Here is a 25651-nt window from a genome sequence, read left to right on the forward strand (position 1 = left end):
TAAGGGGTTCCTTAACGAAGGCTGTCCGCGGGGTCGGCGTTGCCGAGCTGCCCGTCGTCGTCCGCGAAGGTGCGCGCCGGTCCGGGGCCCGTCGACCGGGTCTCGAACCGCACCGTCACCACGCCGTGCCCGCACCCCTGCACCCAGCCGTGACCGTGCACGTCGTGCCGCACGTCCTGCCCGGGACGCCACCGCGACCCGGGCCCAGCCGGGCTGCTCCGCGCCGGGTCGGGAATTTCCACTGTGTCCGGATTCACATCCGCGCCGATCGTGTCCCCGTGATCAAGGTCGGGGAACAGGGAGCCCTGCGCGGACGCCGTCAGCCCGCCGAGCGAGACCCCGACCAGTCGGATGGCGCCGAGCTCGCGGGGGTCGATCAGCTGCCGGTGCGCGGCCGCGATCAGCGTCTGCCGATCGGTCGTCGCATACGGCAGCGTCGCCGACCGCGTCACGATCGTCATGTCCGCCTTCCGCAGCTTGAGCACCACCGTCCGCGCGGCGCGACCGTCCCGCAGCAGCCGCGTGTGGGCGTGCCCGCCGGTCCGCTCCACCGCGGCCCGCACCTGGTCGAGGGTGACCAGGTCGGCGGCGAACGTGGTTTCGGCGCTGATCTGCTTCGCGTCGGCCCGCTCGGTGACCGGACGGTCGTCGATGCCGCGGGCGAGGCGGTGCAGGCTCGGGCCGACCGTCGCGCCGAGCAGGGTCACGACCTCAGTGGCGCTGGTCGCGGCGAACTGGCCGATGGTCTCGATGCCGAGCCTGCGCAGCTTCGCCTCCGCGACCGGCCCGATCCCCCACAGCCGACGCACCGGCAGCGCCTCGAACAGGTCCGGCTGCTCGTCGGCCGTCACCACCCGCACCCCGTCCGGTTTCGCGAGGCCGGACGCGATCTTCGCGATCTGCTTGCCCGACCCGGCGCCGATCGATGCGACCAGCCCGGTGCTCTCCCGAATCAGCGCCCGCAACCCCTCCGCAAACTCCAGCACCTCGCGCGGATCGGCCCCGACCAGTTCCGGTGGCTCACCGAACGCCTCGTCCAGCGACAGCATCTCCAGGACCGGCATCCGGGTGCGGAGGGTATCGAACACGGTCGCGCTGACCGCCGAGTACAGCGCCCCACGCGGGGGCAGCACCACCGCACCGACCCCGACGAGGCGTCGCGCCTGATGCATCGGCATCGCCGACCGGGCGCCGTACGCGCGGGCCTCGTAGCTGGCGCCCGCGACGACGCCGCGGCCGCCGAGGCCGCCGACGAGGACCGGCCGCCCACGCAGCGTTGGGCGGGTCAGCTGCTCCACGGACGCGAAGAACGCGTCCATGTCCAGGTGCAGCACCCAGCGACACTGCGTGAGCGGCCGGCTCATCTCAGGCCTTCGCGATGACCGCCCGGACACCCTCACCGAGGTCGACGGCACCGGCGCCGACGGTGCCCAGCTCCAGTGTCGTGGCCAGGATCTCGCCGGCGATCAGGTCGCGGTGCCGCTGCGCCCACGCCGCCCGCTCGGCCGGGACCTGCAGGGTCACGACGATCCGGTCCGACACCTCGAGGCCAGCGGCGCGGCGCGCGTCCTGCAGTTCCCGGATCCGGTCCTTCGCCCAGCCCTCGGCCTCCAACTCCTCGGTGACTGCCGAGTTCAGCACCACCAGACCGGCGTTGGCGGGCAGCGCCGCCGTCGACTCCGGTTCGGCGGCGACCAGACGCTGGGTGTACTCGGACGGCAGCAGCGCGATGCCGGAGTCGTCCGCAGCGGAGCCCGCGGAGCGACCCGGCCACACCGTGACCACCCCGTCGACCTCGGTCCAGTCGCCCGCCTTGACCGCCTTGATGACGGTCTGCACGTCCTTGCCGAGCCGCGGCCCGGCGGCCCGCGCGTTGACGACGAGCTCGAACCGTCCGTGCGCGTCGACGTCGCCGGTCAGGTCGACGTTCTTGACGTTGACCTCGTCGGCGATGATGCCGAGGTAGGGCCGCAGCCGCTCGGCGTCCGCGGCGGCGACGGTGACCTCCGGCAGCGGCAGCCGCACCCGCAGGTTCTGCGCCTTGCGCAGGCCGAGGACGGTCGAGCAGACGTTGCGCACCTCGTCCATCGACTCCACCAGCTCGACGTCCGGCACCAGTTCCGTCGCGGCAGGCCAGTCGGTCAGGTGTACCGAGCGGCCGCCGGTCAGGCCCCGCCAGATCACCTCGGTGGCCAGCGGCAGCAGCGGTGCCGCCAGCCGGCAGGTCACCTCCAGCACCGTGTGCAGGGTGTCGATCGCGTCCCGGTCCTCGTCCCAGAACCGGTTGCGTGAGCGTCGCACGTACCAGTTGGTCAGGGCGTCGCAGAACAGCCGCAGCTCGTCGCATGCACCGGCGATGTCGTTGACCTCGAGGGCCTCGGTCATCGCGGTCCGCGTCGCGGCAAGCTTCGCGAGGATGTAGCGGTCGAGCACGTTCGTCGAATCGGTCCGCCAGGTGCCGGGCTTCGAGGCGTACAGCTGCAGGAAGCTCCACGAGTTCCACAGCGGCAGCAGCGCCTGCCGGACACCCTCGCGGATGCCCTGCTCGGTGACGACCAGGTTGCCGCCGCGCAGGATCGGCGACGACATCAGGAACCAGCGCATCGCGTCGGAGCCGTCCCGGTCGAACACCTCCTTCACGTCCGGGTAGTTGCCCTTCGACTTGCTCATCTTGAGGCCGTCGTCGCCGAGCACGATGCCGTGCGCGGCAACGGTTTTGAAGGCGGGCCGATCGAACAGCGCGGTCGAGAGCACGTGCAGGGTGTAGAACCAGCCGCGGGTCTGACCGTTGTACTCGACGATGAAATCGCCCGGATTGTGCGACTGGAACCAGTCCTGGTTCTCGAACGGGAAGTGCACCTGCGCGTACGGCATCGACCCGGACTCGAACCAGCAGTCCAGCACCTCGGGAACCCGGCGCATCGTGGACTTCCCGGTCGGGTCGTCCGGGTTCGGGCGGGTCAGCTCGTCGATCATCGGCCGGTGCAGGTCGGTCGGGCGCACCCCGAAATCGGCCTCAAGCTGGTCGAGTGAACCGTACACGTCGACCCGCGGATAGGCCGGGTCGTCGGAGATCCACACCGGGATCGGGCTGCCCCAGTAGCGGTTCCGGCTGATGTTCCAGTCCCGGGCCCCTTCGAGCCACTTGCCGAACTGCCCGTCCTTGATGTGCTCGGGCACCCAGGTGATGTCCTGGTTCAGCTCGACCATCCGGTCCCGGAACGTGGTGACCGCGACGAACCACGACGGCACTGCCATGTAGATCAGCGGCTGACCGGACCGCCAGGAATGCGGGTACGAGTGCTCGATCGTCTCGTGCCGCAACAGCTTTCCGGCCGCCTTGAGGTCCTTGATGATGACCGGGTTCGCGTCGAACACCTGCAGGCCCTGGTACGGCGGCACCATCGCGGTGAACTTGCCGCCCGCATCGAGCGGCTGCACGATCTCGATGCCGTTCGCGGTCGCGACGTCCATGTCCTCCTCACCGAACGCCGGTGCGAGGTGGACGATTCCGGTGCCGGAGTCGGTGGTGACGTAGTCGGCGGACAGCACCCGGTGCGCGTTCTCGTGCCCCTTGCCGGGGCCGTGGAAGAAGTCGAACGGCGGCGTGTAGGTCAGGCCGACCAGGTCGGCGCCCGTGTACTCGCCGAGCACCTCGGGGGACTCGCCGAGCTCGCGGGCGTAGTGACCGACGCGGGCCGCCGCGAGCAGGTAGGTGGGGTCGTCCTGGCCCGCCAGCACATCCCCCGTCGCTGCGCTCGCCCTGACATGCACGTAGTCGACGTCCGGGTGCACCGCGATCGCCAGGTTGGACGGCAGCGTCCAGGGCGTGGTGGTCCAGATCAGCGCGTTGGCGCCGTCCAGCGGGGACCCTTCGGCGTTGATCACCATGTCGACCGTGACGGCCGGATCCTGACGCATCTTGTATGCGTCGTCGAGCCGGGTCTCCTGGTTCGACAGCGGCGTCTGCTCGTACCAGCTGTACGGCAGCACCCGGAAGCCCTGGTAGATCAGGCCCTTGTCGTACAGCTCCTTGAACGCCCACATGACCGACTCCATGAAGTCGAGGTCAAGGGTCTTGTAGTCGTTGTCGAAGTCGACCCAGCGCGCCTGCCGGGTCACGTAGTCGCGCCACTCGTCGGTGTACCGGAGCACGGACTGCTTGCAGTACGCGTTGAACTCGGCGAGGCCCATCGCGTCGATCTGCGACTTGTCCTTGATGCCGAGCTGCTTCTCGGCCTCCAGCTCGGCGGGCAGGCCGTGGCAGTCCCAGCCGAAGCGGCGTTCGACCTTCCTGCCGCGCATCGTCTGGTAGCGCGGGATCAGGTCCTTGACGTACCCGGTGAGCAGGTGCCCGTAGTGCGGCAAACCGTTGGCGAACGGCGGGCCGTCGTAGAACACGAATTCGTCGGCGCCGTCCCGGTTCTCGATCGAGGCCCGGAAGGTGTCGTCGGCGTCCCACGCGGCGAGGACCCGCTGCTCGAGTTCCGGGAAGTTCACGCCGGCACCGGCCGTCCCTGCGGTCAGGTCGACGCGTGGATAGGTCTCGCTCACTGTGGTGCTCCCTGTGCCTGTCACTCTGGCACGGGGACGACTCGGGCGCCGGTGCGCCGTGGCCGCGGTACCACCCCGCTTGCCCGGACGGGCGACCTGCCGCCACATCCGGACCACTCATAAGCTCGGCTGTGACGGGCCGAACCCGTTCGGTTCTACTTGGCACCCGCGCCACCCGGTTCGGGGTGGCGCTGCGCCGTTCTTCCGAAGACTCCCCGGTGATGGCCGGATCAACGCCGTCTGCCACCGCCCGATGAGGTCCGGGCGGATGTCATGGGCCGATTCTAGTCGGACCCGTCAAATTCGTTCCTCGTTGCGCCGTCCGTCCCGGCGCCCCGGTCGCGGCCGCCGGGCGCACCGCCCGGTGCGGTGTTGCCCCGGAGCGAACTCACGAGCAGCAACACCGCACCGACGACGCAGACCACGATGCAGCCCCAGGCCCAGACCACCGAACCGGTCATCAGCGCGATGACCAGTAGGGCGAACCCCACCGCGGCCATCGCCAGGGTCAGCACCAGCATCTAGAGCCCCCTGCCACGAGCCGTCACGACCACGGCCCTCTCGGCGCCGGGTCAGCTGTTCCCTTTGGCGAACGACTTCGAGCCCTCGGACCCGAAGGCATCCTGGCCGCCGTCGACCGGGACCGCGGACCCGCGCTGCTCGAGCTCCTCGAGCTGCGACTCCAGGTACGACTTCAGCCGCACCCGGTACTCGCGCTCGAACGTCTTGAGGCGCTCGATCCGCTCCTCCAGCACGCTGCGCTGCTGGTTGATGGTCGCCATGATCTCGGTGTGCTTCTTCTCGGCGTCCGCCTGCAGGGCGTCGGCCTTCTCCTTGGCCTGACGCAGCTGCGTCTCCGAGCGGGTCTGCGCGTCGGACAGCAGCGCCTCGGACTTCTGCTTGGCCTCGGCGACCATCGTCTCCGACCGGCTGCGGGCGTCGCTGACGAGCTGCTCGGAGTTCGAGCGGGCGCTTGACACGAGCTGCTCGGATTCGTTCTTGGCGTCGCCGGTGAGGCGGTCCGCCATCTCCTGGGCGAGGCCGAGGATCTTCGCGGCCTGGAGGTTGGCCTCCTCGGCGGCTCCGGCCCGGGCCGGAGCCGGCGCGGGGGCCGGTGCCACCGGCTTCGGCGGCTCGACGACCGGCGCGGGTGCCGGGGCGGGGGCAGGCGGAGGGGTCGGCGCGGGCGCGGCCGCGGCAACGGGGCGCGGCGCCTTCTTGGCATCCGCGAGCTCCTGATCGAGTTCACCGACACGCTGGCGGAGGTCCGCGTTCTCCTCGATCAGGCGGGCGAGCTCCTGCTCGACCAGGTCGAGGAAGGCATCGACCTCGTCCTCGTTGTAGCCACGCTTCCCGATTGGAGGCTTGCTGAACGCGACGTTGTGAACATCAGCTGGTGTCAGCGGCATGGAAGGATCCCTTCGCGCATCTGTTGGCGGTCAAGCAAGCATTCAGTTATGGCGCATCCACTGCAGGACCACGTATTCACGTTGTAACTGCGGGTCATTGTTTCACACCCGACCCGCGGTCAGCGCCAGTCCCCGATTCGTGCACGTCATGCGGCAAGTCCCTGAGTGACTTGCATCAGGATGAACACGATGAACAGCAAGACCATGATTGACAGGTCCAACCGAATCCCGCCGAGCGAAATCGACGGGATGAGTCGCCGGAGCAACTTGATCGGCGGATCCGTGACCGTGAAAATCGCCTCGAGAACGACGACGACAAAGCCTGTCGGCCGCCAGTCCCGCGCGAACGTTCGGATGAACTCGACGATGATTCGGCCGATGAGAAGCAGCCAGAACACGAACAGCACGAAGTAGATCACCGCGAACAAGGGCACTCCACCACTCTGCCTGACGTGCCGGGCCCGGTCACAATCGGGCCACTCGCGGCCGGGCCACCGACAACCGGGTGCGACCGGTGAACACCGGTCGCACCCGTGGTCCTCGCGCCGCCGGGACCCGGCGGCACCTGGCTATTTCTGATTGTAGAAACCGTTCTCGGCGATCCGGCGACGTTCCTCCGCGGACACGTCGATGTCCGCCGGTGAGAGCAGGAACACCTTCGTTGCCACCTTGTCGAACGAGCCGCGCAGCGCGAACGCGAGGCCGGCGGCGAAGTCGACGAGCCGCTTGGCGTCGGCGTTGCTCATCTCGACCAGGTCCATGATCACCGGCGTGCCGTCACGGAACCGTTCCCCGATGATGCGGGCCTCGCCGTAGTCCCGTGGGCGCAGCGTGGTGATCTTCGACAGCGGACCGCCCTCGTCGAACATCGGGGCGCGCCTGCTCTCGATCCGCGGCTGGGTGTTGACCGCGAGCGAACCGTGGGTCGCCGCGGGCCGGGTTCCGACGCCCTGGGAGGGGGCGGGCCGCGACGTGCGCGGCGGCAGCGGCTCCATCCGACGGGGAGCGGGCTGCCGGTCGTCGAGGTCGTCCCGTCCGCCGTAGCCCGCATCGTCGTACCCGCCGTCGACGCCGTCCTCGTAGCGGCTTCGCGGGGCTCGACGGGGCTCGTCGAGGTAGTCGTCCTCGTAGTCCTCGAGCGGAACCATGCCGAAGTAAGCCTTGAACTTGTGCAGAGTGCTCATCGATCGACCTTCCTTGGCGCGGCGGATAATCGGTCGGGACGCCGATCAGTTCATTTCGAGGCTATCGGCCTCGAACCCAACAGGGCGGTTCCGACACGCACGCACGTCGATCCGTGTCGGACCGCACTCTCGAGGTCTGCGGTCATCCCGGCCGACAACATGCGCGCGTCCGGATGGTCACGCAACACGTCGTGGTGGGCGGCCGCGAGTGTAGCGAAAGACCGGTCCGGGTCGGCGCCCAGCGGCGGGACCGCCATCAATCCGGCCAACACGAGACCCGGTGCGGCTGCGGCCCGTTCGGCCAGCGCGGGCAGCTCCTCCAGCGGAACGCCGCCGCGGTGGATGTCGCCGTCGATGCTCACCTGCAGCAGCACCAGCAGCGGCGCCGACCGGTCCCCCGCCTCCAGCGCCGCGGTCGACGCCGCGGCGAGCGCGTCCACCAGCCGGGGGCTGTCCACGGAGTGCACCGCGTGCGCCCAGCGGGCGACGGCCCGCGCCTTGTTCCGCTGCACGCTGCCGATCATGTGCCATCGGGCATCGGTGAGGTCGGCCAGGTCGGCCACCTTCGCGGTGGCCTCCTGTTCCCGGGACTCCCCGAATTCGCGGCAGCCGAGGTCGTACAGGATCCGGGCGTCCGACGCGGGGAAAAATTTGGTGACCGGCAGCAACTGCACCGCATCCGGGGCCCGGCCCGCGGCGAGCGCGGCCCGGGTGAGGCGGTCCCGCACGGAGGTCAGGGCGGCCGCGATGGCATCGCCGCGGCCCGGCGGGGCCGGGTGACCGTCACCCACCGTCGATCGACTCCATCCAGATCACGCCGCCGATCCGCCCGGTCACCCCGGAGCGGCGGTAGCTGAACAGCGTCCGGTCCTCGATGGTGCAGCGCGGGTCCTCCGCGACGCCGCCGACCCCGGCCTCGAGCAGCTGCCTGCGCAGCCCGGCCCGCAGGTCCAGGCCGGGGGTGCCGCGGTCGGTGGTGGTTGCGCTGCCGGGAAGGTGCGCCTCCACATCGGCCCGCATCGCGGCGGGCACCTCGTACTGGCGTCCGCTCGCGGACGGCCCGAAGAACGCCCCGATCCGGGACAGTTCGGCGCCGTTGGCGACCATCTCGTCGAGCACCCGGGGCACGATCCCGATCCGGGCACCCACCCGGCCCGCGTGCACCGCCGCGATCACGCCCGCCTCGTCGTCGGACAGCAGCAACGGCACACAGTCGGCGGTGAGGACCACCAGCGCCAGGTTGCGTTCGGTGGTGACCAGCGCGTCGGTCGCCTCGACCGGCGCATCGACCGGTCCGGACACGACGGCGACGTTCCGGCTGTGGATCTGCTCCATCCAGACCAGCCGCTCGTACGGCAGCCCGATCCCGGCGGCCAGCCGACGCCGATTGGCGTCGACGGCAGCGGGATCGTCCCCGACGTGGTCGCCGAGGTTGAACGAGTCGTACGGCGCCGCCGACACCCCGCCGGTCCGCGAGGTGACGACGCGGCGGACCCGAACCGAGGACGTCACGGGTGCGGCCGTCACCGGCGCATGAAGTCGGGCACGTCGACGTCGTCGTCGCCGTCCTCGTCCACCGGGACCGCGCGGGCGGTGGCGCCGACCGGGATCGGCGGCAGTGCACCGGTCGCCGGTTCGCGCCGCGGCTCCCGCACCTCCGCACTGTGCTGGGGTGCCTGCGCCGGCTGCGCGGGCTCCTCGGCCGCCGCCGGGGACCGGCCGATCTCGCCAGCCCTGGCGACGCCGATGGTGCCGCGCCCCGCGGGCTGCTGCGCCTGCTGCGGCGGCGCGTCGGGACGGCGCACCGGGGCACCTCCGTCGAAGCCCGCCGCGATGACCGTGACCCGGACCTCGTCGCCGAGTGAATCGTCGATGACGGTGCCGAAGATGATGTTCGCGTCGATGTGCGCGGCCTCCTGGACCAGCGAGGCCGCCTCGTTGATCTCGAACAGGCCGAGATCCGAGCCGCCCGCGATCGACAGCAGCACGCCGCGGGCACCCTCCATCGACGCCTCGAGCAGCGGCGAGTTGATCGCGGTCTCCGCGGCCTGGATCGCACGGCCGTCGCCGCGGGCGGAGCCGATGCCCATCAGCGCGCTGCCCGCGCCGGACATGACGCCCTTGACGTCGGCGAAGTCGACGTTGATCAGGCCGGGGGTGGTGATCAGGTCGGTGATGCCCTGAACGCCGTTGAGGAGCACCTCGTCGGCGGAGCGGAAAGCGTCCATCAGCGACACCGCGGCGTCGCCGAGCTGCAACAGCCGGTCGTTGGGGATGACGATCAGGGTGTCGCAGGACTCGCGCAACGCCTGGATCCCGTTGTCGGCCTGGCTGCCGCGGCGCTTGCCCTCGAACGAGAACGGCCGGGTGACGACGCCGACGGTCAGGGCGCCGAGCTTGCGGGCGATCGAGGCGACGACGGGGGCTCCGCCGGTGCCGGTGCCGCCGCCCTCACCGGCGGTGACGAACACCATGTCGGCCCCCTTGAGGACCTCCTCGATCTCGTCCTTGTGGTCCTCGGCGGCCTTGCGGCCGACCTCCGGGTCCGCGCCCGCGCCGAGACCGCGGGTCAGTTCGCGTCCGACGTCGAGCTTGACGTCGGCGTCGGACATCAGCAGGGCCTGGGCGTCGGTGTTGACCGCGATGAACTCGACTCCCTTGAGTCCCTGCTCGATCATGCGGTTGACCGCATTCACACCGCCGCCGCCGATGCCGACGACCTTGATAACGGCGAGGTAGTTGTGCGGGGGCGTCATGGGCTCTCGCCTTCCGTGTATGTGTGTTCGCGCTGAAGGTGTTGCTGGCGATGCTGACGTTACTTGTGGCGCTGAGGTTACTGGTGTTCCCGGATCTCATATGCATCCGAGACCCCGGGAAACCCTAAACCTCAACCATAGAGTTATGGTTATGTCAAGTGGATGACTGAGGCGAAACGCTACGGCCGGCCACGGTGCTCGGCCAGCAGGCGCGCCGGTCGACACGCCGATTTGTCGGGTGATCCGGCGCGGGCTCGCCTCACCGGATCGTCGGCAGGTCGGGGCTGGACACGTCGTACACCTGACCGGGCTGGCCGAGCAGCGGCACGACAATCGCCGCCTTCCGGTCCGAATGGTCCGCGCTCCCCCACAGCAGCTGCCTGCCGTCCGCGAGGGTGAGGTGAATGTCCGACAGCGACCCCGCCGACACCTCCGTCACCTGCGGCCGCAGCTGCGGGGGCAGCGAACTCAGCGCCGTCAACGCGTCCCGCGTCGCCGGATCGTCTCGGCCCGGCCGATCCACCGCGAGCCGCGGCAGGCCTGACGGTGCCGGCTCGATCGCGTACGCCACCCCGGACGCGTCCATCAGATGCGTCCCCTCGGGCGTGTCGTAGAAGACCGCCGGCTGCCGCTCGGTCACGGTGACCCGGATCGTCGACGGGTACTCCCGCTCCACCCGGACGTGATCGACCTTCGCGATCGCCGCAACCCGCTGCGCCGCGGCGCCGGTGTCGACCCGAAGCAGCGGCTGTCCCGACGGTATCGACAGCGCAGCAAGCACCTCCTCGGTCGGCACCCCGGCATTCCCGACGACGGCGATCGTGCGGGCGGACAGCAGCGGGGTCAGCCACAGCACCAGCCCGAGCGCGATCAGCACGACGACCGCGGCCGCGGTGAGGTAGAGCGGCTTCCGGTTGCGCCGCGCCGCTGCCTTCCCCGATCCGGACGTCACCCGGGTCGGCCGGGCACCGGTGCGGCCCCGCACCGGCCCGCGGGCCCCGGCAGCCGCCGTGGCCCGGCCCGACCCCCGACGGGGGGTCATGCCCGGTCCCCGGACCGTCCCGCCGCGTCCGGCCGCATCCGGGAGCCGGGTGCCGCGGCGAGGGCGCCGAGGATCTCCTTGCCCAGCATCGTCACGTCACCGGCACCCATCGTGATGATCACGTCGCCGCTGCGCGCGAGGGAGGCGACCTGCCGCGGCGCCATCGACAGGTCCGGCTGGTAGTGCACCGGCCGGGTCACCGCCTGCGCGACCAGCGCGCCGCTGACCCCGGGCAGCGGCTTCTCCCGCGCCCCGTACACGTCGAGCACGACCACCTCGTCGGCGAGGTCGAGGGCCTCGCCGAACTCCGTCGCGAACGCCGCGGTCCGCGAGTACAGGTGCGGCTGGAACACGACGTGGACCCGGCCACCCGACCCGCGCACCAGTTCGCGGGCCGCGCCGAGCACCGCCCGTACCTCGGTCGGGTGATGCGCGTAGTCGTCGAACACCCGGACACCGTTCTCCCGGCCGGTGTACTGGAAACGCCGGTGCACGCCGCCGAAGCCGCCGATGCCCTCGACGATCTCGTCGACGTCGGCCCCCGCCTCCCTCGCCGCGAGCAGCGCGCCGAGCGCGTTCAACGCCATGTGCCGCCCCGGAACGGACAGCCGCAGTTCCCGCGGCGCCGATTCCCCGGACAGCTGGATCCGGGCGACGCCGCCGACGTCCCGCGGCTCCCAGGTCAGCAGCCGCGCATCGACCGGGACCGTGCCCGCCGGGTCATCAGCGCCGTATCCGACGACCCGGATCGGCAGGCCGCGTGCGGCGACCCGCTCGGCGAGTGCCGCGGACCCGGGATCGTCCAGGCACGCCACCAGCACGCCGCCCGGCAGGATCCGGTCCGCGAAGTCGTCGAACACCTGGACGTACGCCTCGGCGGTGCCGAAGAAGTCGAGGTGATCGGCCTCCACGTTGGTCACGATCACCACGTTGGGGTCGTACTGCAGCAGCGACCCGTCGCTCTCGTCGGCCTCCGCGACGAACACGTCCCCGGAGCCGTGGTGCGCATTGGTGCCCGCCTCGTTCAGTTCGCCGCCCACCGCGAACGACGGGTCGGCACCGCAGTGCTGGAGGGCGACGACGAGCATCGACGTCGTCGACGTCTTGCCGTGGGTCCCGGCGACCAGCAGGGTCCGGTGGTCCGCCATCAGCGACGCCAGCACCTCGGGCCGCATGATCACCGGGATGTCCCGTTCCGCGGCGGCGACCAGTTCCGGGTTGTCCTTCGGGATCGCGGCATGGGTGGAGACCACGACGGTCGGGCCGCCGGGCAGCAGGTCGAGGGCGCTGGCGTCGTGCCCGATCCGCACCTCCGCCCCGCGGGCCCGCAGCGCAAGCACCGTCCGGCTCTCCTTGGCGTCCGACCCGGACACCTGACCGCCGCGGGCCAGCAGGATTCGGGCAATGCCGGACATGCCCGCGCCGCCGATCCCGACCATGTGCACCCGCTCGAGATGCGGGGGCAGAGCCACCGATCCACCGTTCGCGTTCACCGCTGACCACCCTTCGCGACGTCGAGAACCACCCGTGCGACCGTGTCCGCGGCGTCGCGGTGCCCGGCACCGGCGGCCGCCGCCCCCATAGCGGCGAGCCGGTCCCGGTCGCGCAGCAACGGCACGACCGTGTCGGCGACGAACGCGGGGGTCAGGTCGGCGTCGGCGACCAGCAGCCCGCCGCCCGCCGCGACAACCGGCCGCGCGTTGAGTTCCTGTTCCCCGTTGCCGTGCGGCAGCGGCACGTACACCGCGGGCAGTCCCACCGCGGAGATCTCGGCGACGGTCATCGCGCCGGAGCGGCACACGGTCGCGTCGGCGGCGGCGAGCGCGAGGTCCATCCGCGTCAGGTAGGGCACCGCGACGTACGGGGCGGCCGGGTTGTGCTGCGCGACGTCGAGGGTGTTCTTCGGTCCGTGCGCATGCAGCACCGAGATGCCCGCCGCGGCGAGCGCCTCGGCGGCCCCGGACACCGCGTCGTTGAGCGAACGCGCACCCTGCGATCCGCCGGTCACGAGCAGGACGGGCCCGTCGGCGGGCAACCCGAAGTGGGCGCGGGCCTGCGCCCGCAGCCCGGCCCGGTCGAGGCCGGTGATCGAGGAGCGGACCGGGATGCCGACGACCTGCGCGTCGCGGCCGATCCCGCTGTCCGGCACGGCGGCGAGGACCCGGGCCGCGACCCGGGCACCGATCTTGTTGGCGATGCCCGCGCTGGCGTTGGCCTCGTGCACGACGACCGGGATGGCGCGGCGCCTGCGGGTGAGTCCACCGCGGCGGGGCCGCGCAAACCCTCTGCCCGCGGCCAGGTAGGCGGGCAGCGCGACGTAGCCGCCGAAGCCGACGATCACGTCCGCGTTCACGGCGTCGAGCACCTCGCGGGTGCGGCGGACGGAGGCCCGGACCCGGCCGGGCAGCCGCAGCAGGTCCATCGTGGGCTTGCGCGGCAGCGGCACCGGCGGGATCAGTTCGAGGGGATATCCGCGGTCCGGGACCAGGGTGGTCTCGAGGCCGCGTTCGGTGCCGAGTGCGGTGACCGTCACCGTTGGGTCGAGTCGGCGCAGCGCGTCGGCGACCGCGAGGGCGGGCTCGATGTGCCCGGCGGTGCCACCCCCCGCGACGACGACGGACAGGCCGGACGATCTACCGCTCACACTCACCTACGAAATCCTCGTTCACCAAAGCCACGGTCATGACGGTCGTCGCGGCGCCCGGAGGACCGGTCCCGCCGCGGGTCCGATGCTAGTGCCTGCCGACGCCGCGGGTCCTGGCCCGGTCCCCGCATGCCCCGGCCTGCCTGCGGCTCCCCGCCGCGCTGCTGGTCCCGGCGGCGCTGGTCGTCCCGCCGGCGCTGGTCCTCGTGACGGCGCCGTTCCCGCTGCTGCGCGGCGCGGCGCTGCGCCTCCCGCTGCGCGGCCCGCTTCCGGTCCGCCTTCTCGGCGGCGGCGCGCTGCGCTGCCGCCACCTTCCCCGGCGAATACTGCTCCGGCTTCGGCAGCCGCAGCAGCCTGCCGAACCGGCCGTCGTTGCCTGCGTGCAGGGCCGCCACCGCCTCCGGCTCGTGTCGGGCCGCGTTCGCGACGATGCCGAACATCAGCAGCGTGATCGCCGTCGAGGTGCCGCCCGCCGACACCAGCGGAAGCTGCTGGCCGGTGACCGGCAGCAGGCCGATCACGTAGCCGATGTTGATCATCGCCTGCGCCAGGATCCACGTCGTCGCGGCCGCGGTGAGCAGCCGCAGGAACGGGTCGACCGACCGCATCGCGATCCGCAGCCCGGTGTACACGAACAGGGCGAACAGCCCGATCACCGCGGCGCACCCGATGAATCCGAGTTCCTCGCCGATGATCGCGAAGATGAAGTCGTTGTGCGCGTTCGGCAGGTAGTTCCACTTGGCGCGGGACTGGCCGAGTCCGCGGCCGAATAGTCCGCCGTCGGCGAGGGAGAACTTCGCCTGCCTGCTCTGATAGTTGGCGCCCTGCGGGTCGTCGCCGGGGTTGAGGAAGCCGAAGATGCGGGCGGCGCGATAGTCGGCGGAGAATGCCAGGATCACCGCGCCGACGCCGACTCCGAACACCACCCCGGCGAACAGCTTGAGCGGCAGGCCCGCGAACCACAGCAGGGCGCCGACCACGATCACGAACGTGACCGTCGTCGAGTAGTTCGGCTGCAGGATCACCAGCAGCGACGCCAGCAGCGCACCCGGCACCAGCGGGATCAGCAGTTCCTTCACCGGGGCACCGGGCCGGCGGGTGGCCAGCACGTGCGCGCCCCAGATCACCAGCGCGACCTTCGCCAGCTCGGACGGCTGGAACGACAACGTCCCCAGCGTGAACCAGCGGCGGGCACCACCCGACAACGTGCCAATGCCCGGGATGAGGACCAGGAACAGCATCACCAGCGACACCACGAAACCGGGCAGCGCGAGCGCCCGCAACAGGTGCACCGGAATCCGCAGCGCGACATAGAACAGCAGCGCGCCGAGCAGCGCGAAAATCAGCTGGGTGGTGAACATGCTGTACGCGGATCCGGTGTCGGCGTACGCCTCGACGCTCGACGCGGACAGCACCATCACCAGGCCGAGGACGGTGAGCAGGGTCGCGATCGTGACGACCAGGTGGAACGACGCGAGCGGCCGGGACAGCCAGGCCCCGAACCGGGCACGGACCGCCGTCACCGACTGCGCCGACCGCTCCATCGCGGTCCGGGGCCGGTCGGAACGGTGCCCGTCGGAACGTTGCCGGTCGGGACGCGCACGGTCGGACTGTGCCCGGTCGGGGGCGCGGCGGCCGCCGCGCGCGGGGCGGGCGCTCTCAGCCGTCGACATGGTCCCGGGTGCCGTCCGGGGCGTCGCCGAGCGACCGCACCGCCGCAGCGAAGCTCCGGCCGCGGTGCCCGTAGTCGGTGAACATGTCCAGCGATGCCGCGGCGGGCGCGAGCAGCACCGTGTCACCGGGCGTCGCCGCATCGGCGGCGACCCGGACCGCGCGGGCCATCACCGCATCGGGCGTGTCGGTGGCACTCACCCGTTCATCGTGCCCCGGTTCGATCCGCCGGATGGGGACCTGCGGCGCGTGTCGGGCGAGTGCGTCCGCGATATCGCCGGCATCACGGCCGAACAGGACCGCGGCGACCAGTCGATCCGCGACCTCGGCGACCAGGTCGTCGACGCGGGCACCCTTGAGCAGCCCGCCCGCGATCCACACCACCCGCGGATGCGCGAGCAGCGAGGTCCGGGCGGCGTGCGGGTTGGTGGCCTTCGAGTCGTCGATGTAGGTGACGCCGTCAACGTCCGCGACCCGCGCGGCGCGGTGCGGCCCCACCTGGTACGAGCGCAGCCCGTCCCGGACCGCGGCGGCCTCGACGCCGATCGACCGGGCCAGCGCCGCCGCGGCGAGCGCGTCCATCAGCCCGGCCGGGCCGGGCGGGGTGACGTCGTCGATGTCGGCGAGGAACTCGCCGGACCCGAACGCGCGGTCAACGAGGCGGCCGCCGTCGACGCCGAGCTCGTCGGGTCCGGGGACGCCGAGCCGGAACCCGACGGTGCGGGCGGCCGGGGCTCCCCCGGCCAGGGACGCCGCGACCGGATCGTCGAGTCCGACGACCGCGACGTCACCGGTCAGGGCCTGCGCCTTCGCGTCGATGTAGCCCCGCATCCCCCCGTGCCAGTCGAGGTGGTCCTCGGCGATGTTGAGGACGGCGCCTGCGGCGGGGTGCACGGACGGCGCCCAGAACAGCTGGAAACTCGACAGTTCCACCGCCAGCGCGTCGTGCCGCGGCCGCGCGCGCAGCGCGTCGGTGACGGGCAGCCCGATGTTGCCGCAGGCGACGGCCGCGATGCCCGCGGCCCGCAGGATCGACTCGAGCATCGAGGTGGTGGTGGTCTTGCCGTTGGTTCCGGTCACCACCAGCCACCGGCGGGGCGGACCGTAGATCTCGGCCCGGTCGATCCGCCACGCGAATTCGACGTCGCCCCAGATCGGGACCCCGGCGCCAGCCGCGGCGGCGAGCACCGGGGAATCGGCGCGCCAGCCGGGGCTGGTGATCACCTGCGCGAAGTCGGCGGCCGCGGCGACGGCCTCGTCGGGTGTGACGGTCGCGACCGCGTGTTCGGCCGCGGCTGCCGCGAGCGCGTCCGCGTTGCCGTCGGTGAGGGTGACCTCGGCGCCGAGATCGCGCAGGGGGGCGATCAGCGCGCGCCCGGAGATGCCCGCGCCGGTGACGAGGACCGGTGCGTCGCGCAGCCGCGACAACTCCACCTTCACCGTCAGTCCCCGACCACCGCGAGGTACTCGCTGTAGAACAGTGCGAGCCCGACCGCAGACGCGATCGCCGCGAGCAGCCAGAACCGGATGATCACGGTGGTCTCGGCCCAGCCACCGAGCTCGAAGTGGTGGTGGAACGGCGCCATCCGGAACACCCGGCGCCTGCTGGACCGGAACACCGCGACCTGGATCACCACCGACGCGGCCTCCGCGACGAACAGCGCGCCGACGACGACCATCAGCAGCTCGGTGCGGGTGACGATGGACAGGCCGGCGAGCAGGCCGCCGAGGGCGAGCGACCCGGTGTCGCCCATGAAGATCTTCGCCGGCGCCGCGTTCCACCACAGGAAGCCGATGCAGGCACCGGCGGCGGCCGCGCAGATCAGCGCCAGATCGAGGGGGTCGCGGACGTCGTAGCAGCCCTTGCCGGGGTTGGTGGCGCAGGCGTTGCGGTACTGCCAGAACGTGATCACCGTGTAGGCGCCGAGCACCATCGTCATCGACCCGGCGGCGAGGCCGTCCAGGCCGTCGGTCAGGTTCACCGCGTTCGACCAGGCGCTGACCAGCAGGTACACGAACAGGATGAACACGATCGAGCCCATCGACACGGTCGCGATGTCCCGCACGTAGGACAGCTGCGTGCTGCCCGGGGTGAGGCCGTCGTCGTTGCGGAACTGCAGCGCGAGGATCGCGAACAGCACGGCCGCGATCAGCTGACCGGCCAGCTTCGCGGTCTTGTTCAGGCCGAGGTTGCGTTGCTTGCGGATCTTGATGAAGTCGTCGAGGAAGCCGACGCCCGCGAGGACCGTGGTCAGCCCGAGCACCAGCAGCGCGGACGCGGTCGGCCCCTCGGCGTTGTACCCGATCCCGATCAGGTGCGACCCCCAGTAGCCGGCCCACAGGCCGATGATGATCGCGACGCCGCCCATCGTCGGGGTGCCGCGCTTGGCCTGGTGGCTGGCCGGCCCCTCGACCCGGATCTCCTGCCCGAAGCCCTGCCGGGAGAACATCTTGATCAGCACCGGGGTCAGCAGGATCGACACCGCCAACGCGATGCCGCCCGCGAAGAGAATCTGTCTCACCGGTCGTGCTCCTCGCTCGTCTCGTGAACATCAACCGCCGGATCGGCCAGCAGTGCCTCGGCGACCGTCCACAGCCCCACCGACTGGGACGCCTTCACCAGCACGATGTCGCCGGGCCGCACCTCGCGGCGCAGGATCTCGATCGCCGCGTCGGCGTCGGGCACCAGGGTCGACTCGTCGCCCCACGAACCCTCCATCACGGCGCCCTGGTGCAGGCCGTGCGACGGTCGCCCGTCACCGACGACGATCAGCTTCGTCACGTCGAGGCGGACCAGGAACCGGCCGATCGCGTCGTGCTCGACGACGGTGTCGGCGCCGAGTTCGGCCATCTCGCCGAGCACCGCCCAGGTGCGGCGGCGCTCGGCACCGGCCCGGCTCATCGACGCGAGGGCCTTGAGCGCGGCCCGCATCGAGTCGGGGTTGGCGTTGTAGGAGTCGTTGACGATGGTGACGCCGTCGGCGCGGGTGCGCACGTCCATCCGCTTCGCCGACACGGCGCGGGCGGCGCCGAGCGCGGCCGCGACCTGCTCGATGCCCGCCCCGCACTCGAGGGCGACGGCGGCGGCGGCGAGCGCGTTGCCGACCTGGTGCTCGCCGTGCACGCCGAGCGCGATGCGGACGCTGCCCTGCGGGGCGATCAGCGTGAACTCGGCGCGCGCCTGATCGTCGAGGCGGATGTCGACGGCCCGCACGTCGGCGGACGCCGACTGCCCGACCGTGACGACCCGGGCGCGGGTCCGGGTGGCCATCGCCGCGACCAGCGGGTCGTCGGCGTTGAGGACCGCGACACCGCCGTCGGCGGCGGCGGGCAGCGCCTCGACCAGTTCCCCCTTCGCGACCGCGATCGCCTGCTGGGAGCCGAACTCGCCGAGGTGCGCGGTCCCGACGTTGAGGACGACACCGATCCGCGGCGGCACCGTCGCCGCCAGGTGCGCGATGTGCCCGACGCCGCGGGCGGACAGCTCCAGCACCAGGAACCGGGTGTCGGCGTCCACGCGCAGCGCCGTCCACGGATGCCCGAGTTCGTTGTTGAACGAGCCGGGCGGCGCGACCACCGATCCGAGCGGGGCCAGGACCGCGGCGAGCAAATCCTTGGTGGACGTCTTGCCGGACGAGCCGGTGACCCCGACGACGGTCAGGTCGGGCAGCTCGGCGGTGACGGCGCCGGCGAGCGCGCCGAGCGCGCCGAGGACCGCGGCACCGGAGCCGTCGGTGTCGTGCTCGAGGGCCATCGCGTTGCTGCCCGACGGACCGAGCGGCTCGACGACAATCGCGGGCACCCCGACCGGGCGGGCGGCGAGGACCGCGGCCGCACCGGCGTCGATCGCCGCAGCCGCGTGGTCGTGGCCGTCGGCGCGGGCGCCGGGCAGCGCGAGGAACAGTCCGCCCGCGGTGACCTTCCGTGAGTCGAACTCGACGGTGCCGGTGACGACGGCGTCCGGGTCGGGGACGTCGTGCAGGGTGCCGCCGACGATCTCGGCGATGCGCCGCAGGGACAGCGCGATCATCGGCTGGCCCCCGTCACGCGGTCGATGGCATTCGCGAGGACCTCGCGGTCGTCGAATGGGTACTTCACCCCACCAATCTCCTGTCCGATCTCGTGTCCCTTGCCCGCGACGAGCACGACGTCACCGGCGCCCGCCCAGTCGACGGCGGCGGCGATCGCCGCGGCCCGGTCGCCGATCTCCCTGACCTCGCCGCGCCGGTCCGCGGGGACCGCCCGGGCGCCGTCGAGCAGTGCCGCCCGGATCGCGGCCGGGTCCTCGCTGCGGGGGTTGTCGTCGGTGATCACCGCCAGGTCGGCGCCAGCGGCGGCGGCCTCGCCCATCAGCCGACGCTTGCCGTGGTCGCGGTCGCCGCCCGCGCCGACGACGACGGCGAGCCTGCCGTCGCTCTGCCCGCGGAGGGTGGCGATGACGGCCTCAAGTGCGGCGGGCTTGTGCGCGTAGTCGACGACCGCGAGGAACGGCTGGCCACGGTCGATGCGCTGCACCCGGCCCGGCACGTCGACGGCGGCGAGGCCGCGGATCGCGTCCTCCGGTTCGACGCCGCATTCGTGCAGGATCGCGAGCGCGAGCAGCGCGTTCGCGACGTTGTAGCGGCCGGGCAGCCGCAGCGTCGCGGTCATCGCGCGGCCGTCCGGCGTGCTGACGGTGAACCGCTGGCCGCCGTCGGCGCCGGTGCTGATGTCCGAGGCGGTCCATCCGGCGGTGCCGTCGCCGCGGGTGCCGACGGTGACCGTGCCGGGTCCGGCGACCGCGGCCATCCGGTTGCCCCACTCGTCGTCGACGCACACCACCGCGCGGGCGGCGTGCACGGTCGACGCCGGGTCGAACAGGCGGGCCTTCGCGCCGAAGTAGTCGTCGAGGTCGCGGTGGAAGTCGAGGTGGTCCTGCGACAGGTTGGTGAAGGCGCCGACCGCGAACGCGGTGCCGTCGACCCGCCCGAGCGCGAGGGCGTGGCTCGACACCTCCATCACCACGGTGTCGATGCCGCGTTCGAGCATCACCGCGAACAGCGCCTGCAGTTGCGGCGCCTCCGGTGTGGTCAGGGCGCTGGGCACCCGGCGGCCGTCGATCCGGGTCTCGATGGTTCCGACCAGGCCCGGGCGGCGTCCGGCCGCGGTCAGGCCTGCCTCGACGAGGTACGAGGTGGTGGTCTTCCCGGAGGTGCCGGTGATGCCGACGATCCGCAGCCGCTGCGACGGGGTGCCGTAGACGGCGGCCGAGACGGCGCCGAGCACCGCGCGCGGGTCCGGATGCACCAGCACCGGCAGCGGGATGCCGGCCCGCGCGATCCGATCGAGGCCCGCCGGGTCGGTGAGGACGGCGACGGCCCCCCGCTCGGCAGCGGCGGCGGCGAAATCGGCGCCGTGCGCGTGGGTTCCCGGGAGCGCCGCGAACAGGTCACCGGGCCGAATCTCCTGCGCCCGCAGGTCGATGCCGGTGACGACGACCGGGTCGGCGGCCGCGTCGTTCCGGTGCAGCCGGGCCCCGACGAGGTCCGCGAGCGTCGTCACCGCGGTGCGCGGGGGGTGCCCGGGGCGTGATCCCGGTGCCGCAGCCGTCGACCCTGCCTCGGCGCTGTCGTTGCTCCCGTGCACGGGCAGGTGACTCCTCTCGAGCGTTCGGTGGGCGATCGGTACGGTCGTGTCGGCCGTGAACCGACGTGTCACGTTACCGGCGTGGCCGGGGAAACACAGATTCGACCGGGTATCCGGCGGCGGTGGGACGGGGTCGGTCAGTCGGCCTGCAGCACCAACCGTCGGCCGGGGTCCGCGGACAGCGGGATCTTGTCGCGCTGCAGCATCCAGGCGGCAATGTTGTGGAACAGCGGCGCGGCGGACTGGCCGCCGGACCCGTCGGCGCTGCGGACCGGAGCGTCGAGCATGATCCCGATCACGAACCGCGGATTGTCGGCGGGGGCGATCCCGGCGAACGTGATCCAGTAGTTCGAGTTCGAGTAGCACTGGCAGTTCGGGTCGACCTGCTGCGCGGTGCCCGTCTTCCCGCTGACCTGGTATCCCTCGACGGCGGCCCCGACGCCGGTGCCCTGCTGGTAGCCCATCGGGTCCCGCTGGGTGACCGAACGGAACATGTCGCGGACCGTGGTCGCGGTCTGCTCGCTGACCACCTCGATGCCCTCCGGATGCTCGAGGGGGGTGCGGTTGCCGTCCGCGTCGATGGTGGCGCGGACGATCCGCGGCGGGATCCGCACGCCGTCGTTGGCGATCGCCTGGTAGATCCCCGTCATCTGCAGCAGCGTCATCGACAGGCCCTGACCGATCGGCAGGTTCGCGAACGTGCCGCCCGACCACTGGTCGCGGCTGGGGACGCTGCCCGCGCTCTCCCCGGGCAGCCCGACCTCGGTGCGCTGCCCGAGCCCAAACTTGGTCAACATCTCCGCGAATCGGTCCTCCCCGACCCGCTGCGCGAGCATCAGCGTTCCGACGTTGGAGGACTTCCCGAACACCCCGGTGGTGGTGTACGGGACGACGCCGTGATCCCACGCGTCCTTCACCGACACCCCGGACATCTGGATCGTGCCCGGCACCTGGAGCACCTCGTCGGGGGTGGTCAGGCCGTCCTCGATCGCGGCGGCGGCGGTGATGATCTTGTTCACCGATCCGGGTTCGAAGGGGGTACTGACCGACGGGTTGCCCATCTCCCGGTCGATGTTGTTGCCGACGCCGATCGACGGGTCGAATGTGTTGTCGTTGGCCATCGCGAGGACCTCGCCGGTGTGCGAGTCCTGGACCACCACCGACGCGTTCTTCGCGCCGGACAGGTCCTTCGCGAGCTGCGCCTGCTGCTGCACGTAGAACTGCAGGTCCGCGTCGATGGTCAACTCGACCCCGGAGCCGTCGACGGCGGGCTGCTTGTCGCGCCAGCTGCCGGGGATCACCGCGCCGTCCGATCCGCGGTCGTAGGTCTGCGACCCGTCCGTCCCGGCGAGGGTGGAGTCCATCGAGTCCTCGAGCCCGAGGAGGCCGTGCCCGTTCCAGCCGGTGGCGCCGACGAGGTTCGCGGCGAGCGCACCGCCCGGGTACTCCCGGATGTCCTGCCGCTCCAGGCCGACCTCCGGGAACTCGTCGGCGATCTTCGCGGCCACGTCCGGGTCGACCCCGCGCGCGAGGTATTCGAAGGTCTTGTTGCTCTTGAGCTTGGCGAGCACGTCCCTCTCCGGTGCTGCGTCACCGAGCCGGTCGTGGATGCCCTTCGCGATGGCGGCGAGCCGGTCGTTGACCTTCGGCTCCTCCCCCTTCTTCTTCGCGGCCTCCTCGAGTTCCTTGCGGACCTTCGGCGGCTGAAAGGTCAGTGCCTTCGCCTCCATCGTGAACGCGATCGGCTTGCCGTTGCGGTCGGTGATCGCGCCCCGGGTTGCGGGGTCGATGAGGGTGGTCGAGCGCTGATCGGCCGCCTCCGCGGACAGCCGCGGCGCCTGAATGCCCTGGATCCACAGCAGCTGCAGCACGGCGAGACCAAGCACCCCGAACATCACGACCCGGCCGATGCGGTGCCGGAACAGGTAGTTCGCCCGGTCCCCGGTTGCTGGCCGACGCGGACGGCCCGCCGGTCGGCGGGCGGCGCCGCCCGAACGGCGAACCCCGCCGCCAGAAGCTGCGCGACGGGGTTGGGAGGGGCGACCTCCGCTCACTGCGGACCGCCCTGGTTACCTGCCTGTTCTCCTCGCTCCATGGGGACCAATTGTTCCTGCTCCGCCACCGGTTGCCGAGGATTGACCGGCTGCGGCGTGGCGGCAGGTGCCGGGGCAACGGCGACGCCCGGTCCTGCCGGCGCGGCGGCGGGCTCCGGCGTGGTCGCCCGGGATCCGACCGGGGGAAGGTTCGCGGCGGCGACACCGCTTCCGCGGAGCGGGGTGGTCGCAGCGGCGGGCGCGGGCGGCGGCGTCACCGGGGTGCCGGTCGCCGGCTTCGGTTCGCCGACGACGGTGACGGTGCCGTCCGCGGCCACGACCAGTCGGGCCACCTCCTTGGCCGGGATCATGCCCTGCTGGGCGGCCTTCCTGGCCAGCTCGGGAGCCGAGTTCGCAACGCGGACATCCCGTTCCAGGGCCGCCTTCCGCTCAACCAGTTCCTGATTGTGCGCCTTCGCCGCGCTGAGCTTGTACGAGTCCTCGGCCGCCCTTGTCGTCAGCAGCAGCGTGATCGCCAGCCCGACCGACAGCAAACCGATGACCAGGGCCACGAACGGGATCCGCGCGGTCAGCGACCCCCGGGTCGTGCGGACGACCGGTGCGGTGATCTCGGCCCGCTGGCTGCGCTTGGCGTACGCCCGTTGCGCGGCGGTCGACCGGCTTCCTCCGGTGGGGCGGGTCGGGGTGCGGTCACCGGTGGTGGCCGGCGCGCGCCCGCCCGCGCGGGGACGCATGGTGTCGGTCCTGCCCCGCTCTCGCACGGCAGTCGATCGCACGGGAACTGTCATGCCGTCGCCCTCCTCGAAATCCGTTCGACGCAGCGCACACGCACCGGCGCCGAACGCGGGTTCTCCTCGATCTCCTGCTCGCTCGCGCGTTCGGCGCCGCGGGTATGCGACTCGAACTCCGGTCCCATGCCCGGCAATTCAACGGGCAGCCCCTCCGGGCTCCGGGACTTGGTGCGCGGGGTGAGTTCCTGCTTGACCAGCCGGTCCTCGAGGGACTGGTAGGACATGAACAGCACCCGACCGCCGACGGTGAGCGCATCCAGCGCGGCCGGGATCGCGGCCCGCAGCGAGTCGAGTTCGCCGTTGACCTCCACCCGCAGGGCCTGGAACGTGCGCTTGCCCGGGTGTCCGCCGGTGCGCCGGGTCGCGGCGGGAATCGACGCGTAGAGCACCTCGACGAGCTGGGCGCTGGTGGTGAATGGTTCGGTCTTCCTGCGCCGCACCACTTCCGACGCGATCCGCCCGGCGAACCGCTCCTCGCCGTAGGTGCTGAGCACCCGGGCCAGTTCACCGTGGCTGTACGTGTTGAGGATGTCGGCTGCCGTCTGGCCCCGCGTCGGATCCATCCGCATGTCCAGCGGCGCGTCCACCGAGTACGCGAAGCCACGGTCGGCCTCGTCGAGCTGCATCGAGGACACCCCGAGATCGAACAGGATCGCGGCAACCGACTCGACCTGGTCGTATCCGGCGGTCTCGAGGGCGTCGGCGATGCCGTCGTACCTGGTGTGCACCAACGTGACTCGATCACCGAACGGGGCAAGGCGACCGCCCGCGATCTCCAGGGCTGCCGGGTCGCGGTCGAGGCCGATCAGGTGCAGCCCGGGGTAGGTCCGGAGGAAGTGCTCGGAGTGCCCACCGAGCCCGAGGGTCGCGTCGATCATCACCGCGCCGCTGCCGTCGGCGCTCTCGCGGGTGATCGCGGGGCCGAGGAGTTCTACTGCGCGAGTGAGCATCACGGGGACGTGGCCGAACTCCTGCCCTGAGGTGTGGCCGGGATCGGCCGCGGGGTTCGCTTCGTCGTCCACGCGTTCTCCCTTGCGGTCCTGTTCGGTGTTCTCTGCTCGTCGGTCGTGGCTGCGATCGGGGTCCGATCGAGTGTCGAGGTGGGGGCGGGTGCCGCGAGGTCTCTGTCCGATCCACCGGACCTGGCGCTGGGGAAGTGCGTCAGGGTCGGCGTCGGGCAGAGGCCTCGCGGCATCCGCCGATGACGAATGGCGGCTACAGGATGTCGCTCAGGGACTCGGATCTGGCTTGGGAGTACGTTTCTTCGTTGTCCTCGGAGTAGGTGCGCCACGCCTGGGCGTCCCAGATCTCCAGGAAGTCGACGGAGCCGACGACCACGCAGTCCTTTGTCAGGCCCGCGTAGCGCCGGTGGTCACCGGACAGGGTGATGCGCCCCTGCGCGTCGGGGTGCTGTTCGTCGGCCCCCGCCGCGAGCGCGCGGACGAAGGCCCGGGCCTCCGGGTTGCTCCGTGACGCAGCTGCGGCCCGTCGGGCGAGCGCCGTGAACTCCTCTCGCGGATACACCGCGAGGCTGTGGTCCTGCCCTTTCGTGACCATCAGACCTCCCGCCAGCGCATCGCGATACTTCGCGGGCAACGTCAGCCGCCCCTTGTCGTCGAGCTTCGGCGTGTAGGTACCGAGAAACATCTCGACACCTCCCCTGCGTCTCACGGGAATCCCCGGTTCCGCAGAACCGGATGTTCCGAAAAACGAACGGCCTCACTCTGTGATTCACCGTGGCGAACCAGTGCGCACCACGTTACCCCACTTTCCCCCACTTTCAAGCTGCGCGGTCGGCGCGCCTTGCCACCGCGATGGTGTCAATGCAGGTCATGACCGTGGCGGAGCGTGGGGGAAGCTTCGTGTGTCCTCCACCACGACCGGGAATGCGACGGCATCGCGGTCGCCGCAACGGTGAAAT

At 71.6% G+C, this 25651-nt stretch carries 21 protein-coding genes; all 21 read right to left on the bottom strand.

What is annotated here, in order from left to right; genetic code table 11:
• Positions 1-11 precede the first annotated feature (11 nt).
• The gene (locus ACFWQG_RS12250) at positions 12-1364 is read right to left on the bottom strand and encodes a DNA polymerase IV (protein WP_378507883.1); all 1353 of its coding nucleotides are present in this window, start codon (positions 1362-1364) and stop codon (positions 12-14) included.
• Between the two features lies 1 nt (position 1365).
• Positions 1366-4662 (bottom strand): isoleucine--tRNA ligase, encoded by a 3297-nt coding sequence (ileS, locus tag ACFWQG_RS12255; RefSeq protein ID WP_378507884.1) that lies wholly within the window; start codon positions 4660-4662, stop codon positions 1366-1368.
• A 176-nt stretch (positions 4663-4838) separates the two neighbouring features.
• Positions 4839-5075 carry a hypothetical protein gene (locus tag ACFWQG_RS12260; RefSeq protein WP_378507885.1) on the bottom strand — a complete coding sequence of 79 codons (237 nt, stop codon included), beginning with the start codon at positions 5073-5075 and terminating at the stop codon, positions 4839-4841.
• A gap of 51 nt (positions 5076-5126) precedes the next feature.
• A complete protein-coding gene (locus ACFWQG_RS12265) occupies positions 5127-5963 on the bottom strand; it encodes a DivIVA domain-containing protein (protein ID WP_378507886.1) in 837 nt (278 codons plus the stop codon).
• A gap of 146 nt (positions 5964-6109) precedes the next feature.
• Complete coding sequence (locus tag ACFWQG_RS12270; protein WP_378507887.1) at positions 6110-6397, bottom strand: YggT family protein; 288 nt, start codon at positions 6395-6397, stop codon at positions 6110-6112.
• Between the two features lie 135 nt (positions 6398-6532).
• The gene (locus ACFWQG_RS12275; RefSeq protein WP_378507888.1) at positions 6533-7147 is read right to left on the bottom strand and encodes a cell division protein SepF; all 615 of its coding nucleotides are present in this window, start codon (positions 7145-7147) and stop codon (positions 6533-6535) included.
• 50 nt (positions 7148-7197) lie between these two features.
• Complete coding sequence (locus ACFWQG_RS12280) at positions 7198-7938, bottom strand: YggS family pyridoxal phosphate-dependent enzyme (RefSeq protein ID WP_378507889.1); 741 nt, start codon at positions 7936-7938, stop codon at positions 7198-7200.
• Positions 7931-8674 carry a peptidoglycan editing factor PgeF gene (gene pgeF / locus ACFWQG_RS12285; RefSeq protein WP_378507890.1) on the bottom strand — a complete coding sequence of 248 codons (744 nt, stop codon included), beginning with the start codon at positions 8672-8674 and terminating at the stop codon, positions 7931-7933. Before pgeF ends, ACFWQG_RS12280 begins: the two co-directional genes overlap by 8 nt.
• Positions 8671-9903 carry a cell division protein FtsZ gene (gene ftsZ / locus ACFWQG_RS12290; protein WP_378507891.1) on the bottom strand — a complete coding sequence of 411 codons (1233 nt, stop codon included), beginning with the start codon at positions 9901-9903 and terminating at the stop codon, positions 8671-8673. Before ftsZ ends, pgeF begins: the two co-directional genes overlap by 4 nt.
• A gap of 259 nt (positions 9904-10162) precedes the next feature.
• Positions 10163-10945, bottom strand: a complete 783-nt coding sequence (locus ACFWQG_RS12295; RefSeq protein WP_378507892.1) for a cell division protein FtsQ/DivIB — start codon at positions 10943-10945, stop codon at positions 10163-10165.
• Positions 10942-12384, bottom strand: coding sequence for a UDP-N-acetylmuramate--L-alanine ligase (gene murC / locus ACFWQG_RS12300; protein ID WP_378507959.1), 1443 nt, complete (start codon positions 12382-12384; stop codon positions 10942-10944). The genes ACFWQG_RS12295 and murC overlap by 4 nt, the downstream gene beginning before the upstream one ends.
• 50 nt (positions 12385-12434) lie before the next feature.
• Positions 12435-13589, bottom strand: a complete 1155-nt coding sequence (gene murG, locus ACFWQG_RS12305) for an undecaprenyldiphospho-muramoylpentapeptide beta-N-acetylglucosaminyltransferase (RefSeq protein ID WP_378507960.1) — start codon at positions 13587-13589, stop codon at positions 12435-12437.
• Between the two features lie 2 nt (positions 13590-13591).
• The gene (gene ftsW / locus ACFWQG_RS12310; RefSeq protein WP_378507893.1) at positions 13592-15262 is read right to left on the bottom strand and encodes a putative lipid II flippase FtsW; all 1671 of its coding nucleotides are present in this window, start codon (positions 15260-15262) and stop codon (positions 13592-13594) included.
• Positions 15249-16700 (bottom strand): UDP-N-acetylmuramoyl-L-alanine--D-glutamate ligase, encoded by a 1452-nt coding sequence (gene murD, locus ACFWQG_RS12315; protein WP_378507894.1) that lies wholly within the window; start codon positions 16698-16700, stop codon positions 15249-15251. Before murD ends, ftsW begins: the two co-directional genes overlap by 14 nt.
• 2 nt (positions 16701-16702) lie before the next feature.
• Complete coding sequence (gene mraY / locus ACFWQG_RS12320; RefSeq protein ID WP_378507895.1) at positions 16703-17782, bottom strand: phospho-N-acetylmuramoyl-pentapeptide-transferase; 1080 nt, start codon at positions 17780-17782, stop codon at positions 16703-16705.
• Entirely contained in the window at positions 17779-19290 is a 1512-nt protein-coding gene (gene murF / locus ACFWQG_RS12325; RefSeq protein WP_378507896.1) for a UDP-N-acetylmuramoyl-tripeptide--D-alanyl-D-alanine ligase, read from the bottom strand. Before murF ends, mraY begins: the two co-directional genes overlap by 4 nt.
• Positions 19287-20891, bottom strand: coding sequence for a UDP-N-acetylmuramoyl-L-alanyl-D-glutamate--2,6-diaminopimelate ligase (locus ACFWQG_RS12330; protein WP_378507961.1), 1605 nt, complete (start codon positions 20889-20891; stop codon positions 19287-19289). Before ACFWQG_RS12330 ends, murF begins: the two co-directional genes overlap by 4 nt.
• Positions 20892-21022: 131 nt before the next feature.
• The gene (locus ACFWQG_RS12335; protein ID WP_378507962.1) at positions 21023-22810 is read right to left on the bottom strand and encodes a peptidoglycan D,D-transpeptidase FtsI family protein; all 1788 of its coding nucleotides are present in this window, start codon (positions 22808-22810) and stop codon (positions 21023-21025) included.
• Positions 22811-22935: 125 nt separating this feature from the next.
• Positions 22936-23673: a hypothetical protein gene (locus ACFWQG_RS12340; protein ID WP_378507897.1), complete on the bottom strand. Its 738-nt coding sequence runs from the start codon at positions 23671-23673 to the stop codon at positions 22936-22938.
• Between the two features lie 50 nt (positions 23674-23723).
• Positions 23724-24752 (bottom strand): 16S rRNA (cytosine(1402)-N(4))-methyltransferase RsmH, encoded by a 1029-nt coding sequence (rsmH, locus tag ACFWQG_RS12345; RefSeq protein ID WP_378507898.1) that lies wholly within the window; start codon positions 24750-24752, stop codon positions 23724-23726.
• A 193-nt stretch (positions 24753-24945) separates the two neighbouring features.
• Entirely contained in the window at positions 24946-25377 is a 432-nt protein-coding gene (mraZ, locus tag ACFWQG_RS12350) for a division/cell wall cluster transcriptional repressor MraZ (RefSeq protein WP_378507899.1), read from the bottom strand.
• Between the last annotated feature and the right edge of the window lie 274 nt (positions 25378-25651).

This window comes from Rhodococcus sp. NPDC058532 (assembly GCF_042719255.1).
Taxonomy (GTDB): Bacteria; Actinomycetota; Actinomycetes; order Mycobacteriales; family Mycobacteriaceae; genus Rhodococcus_G.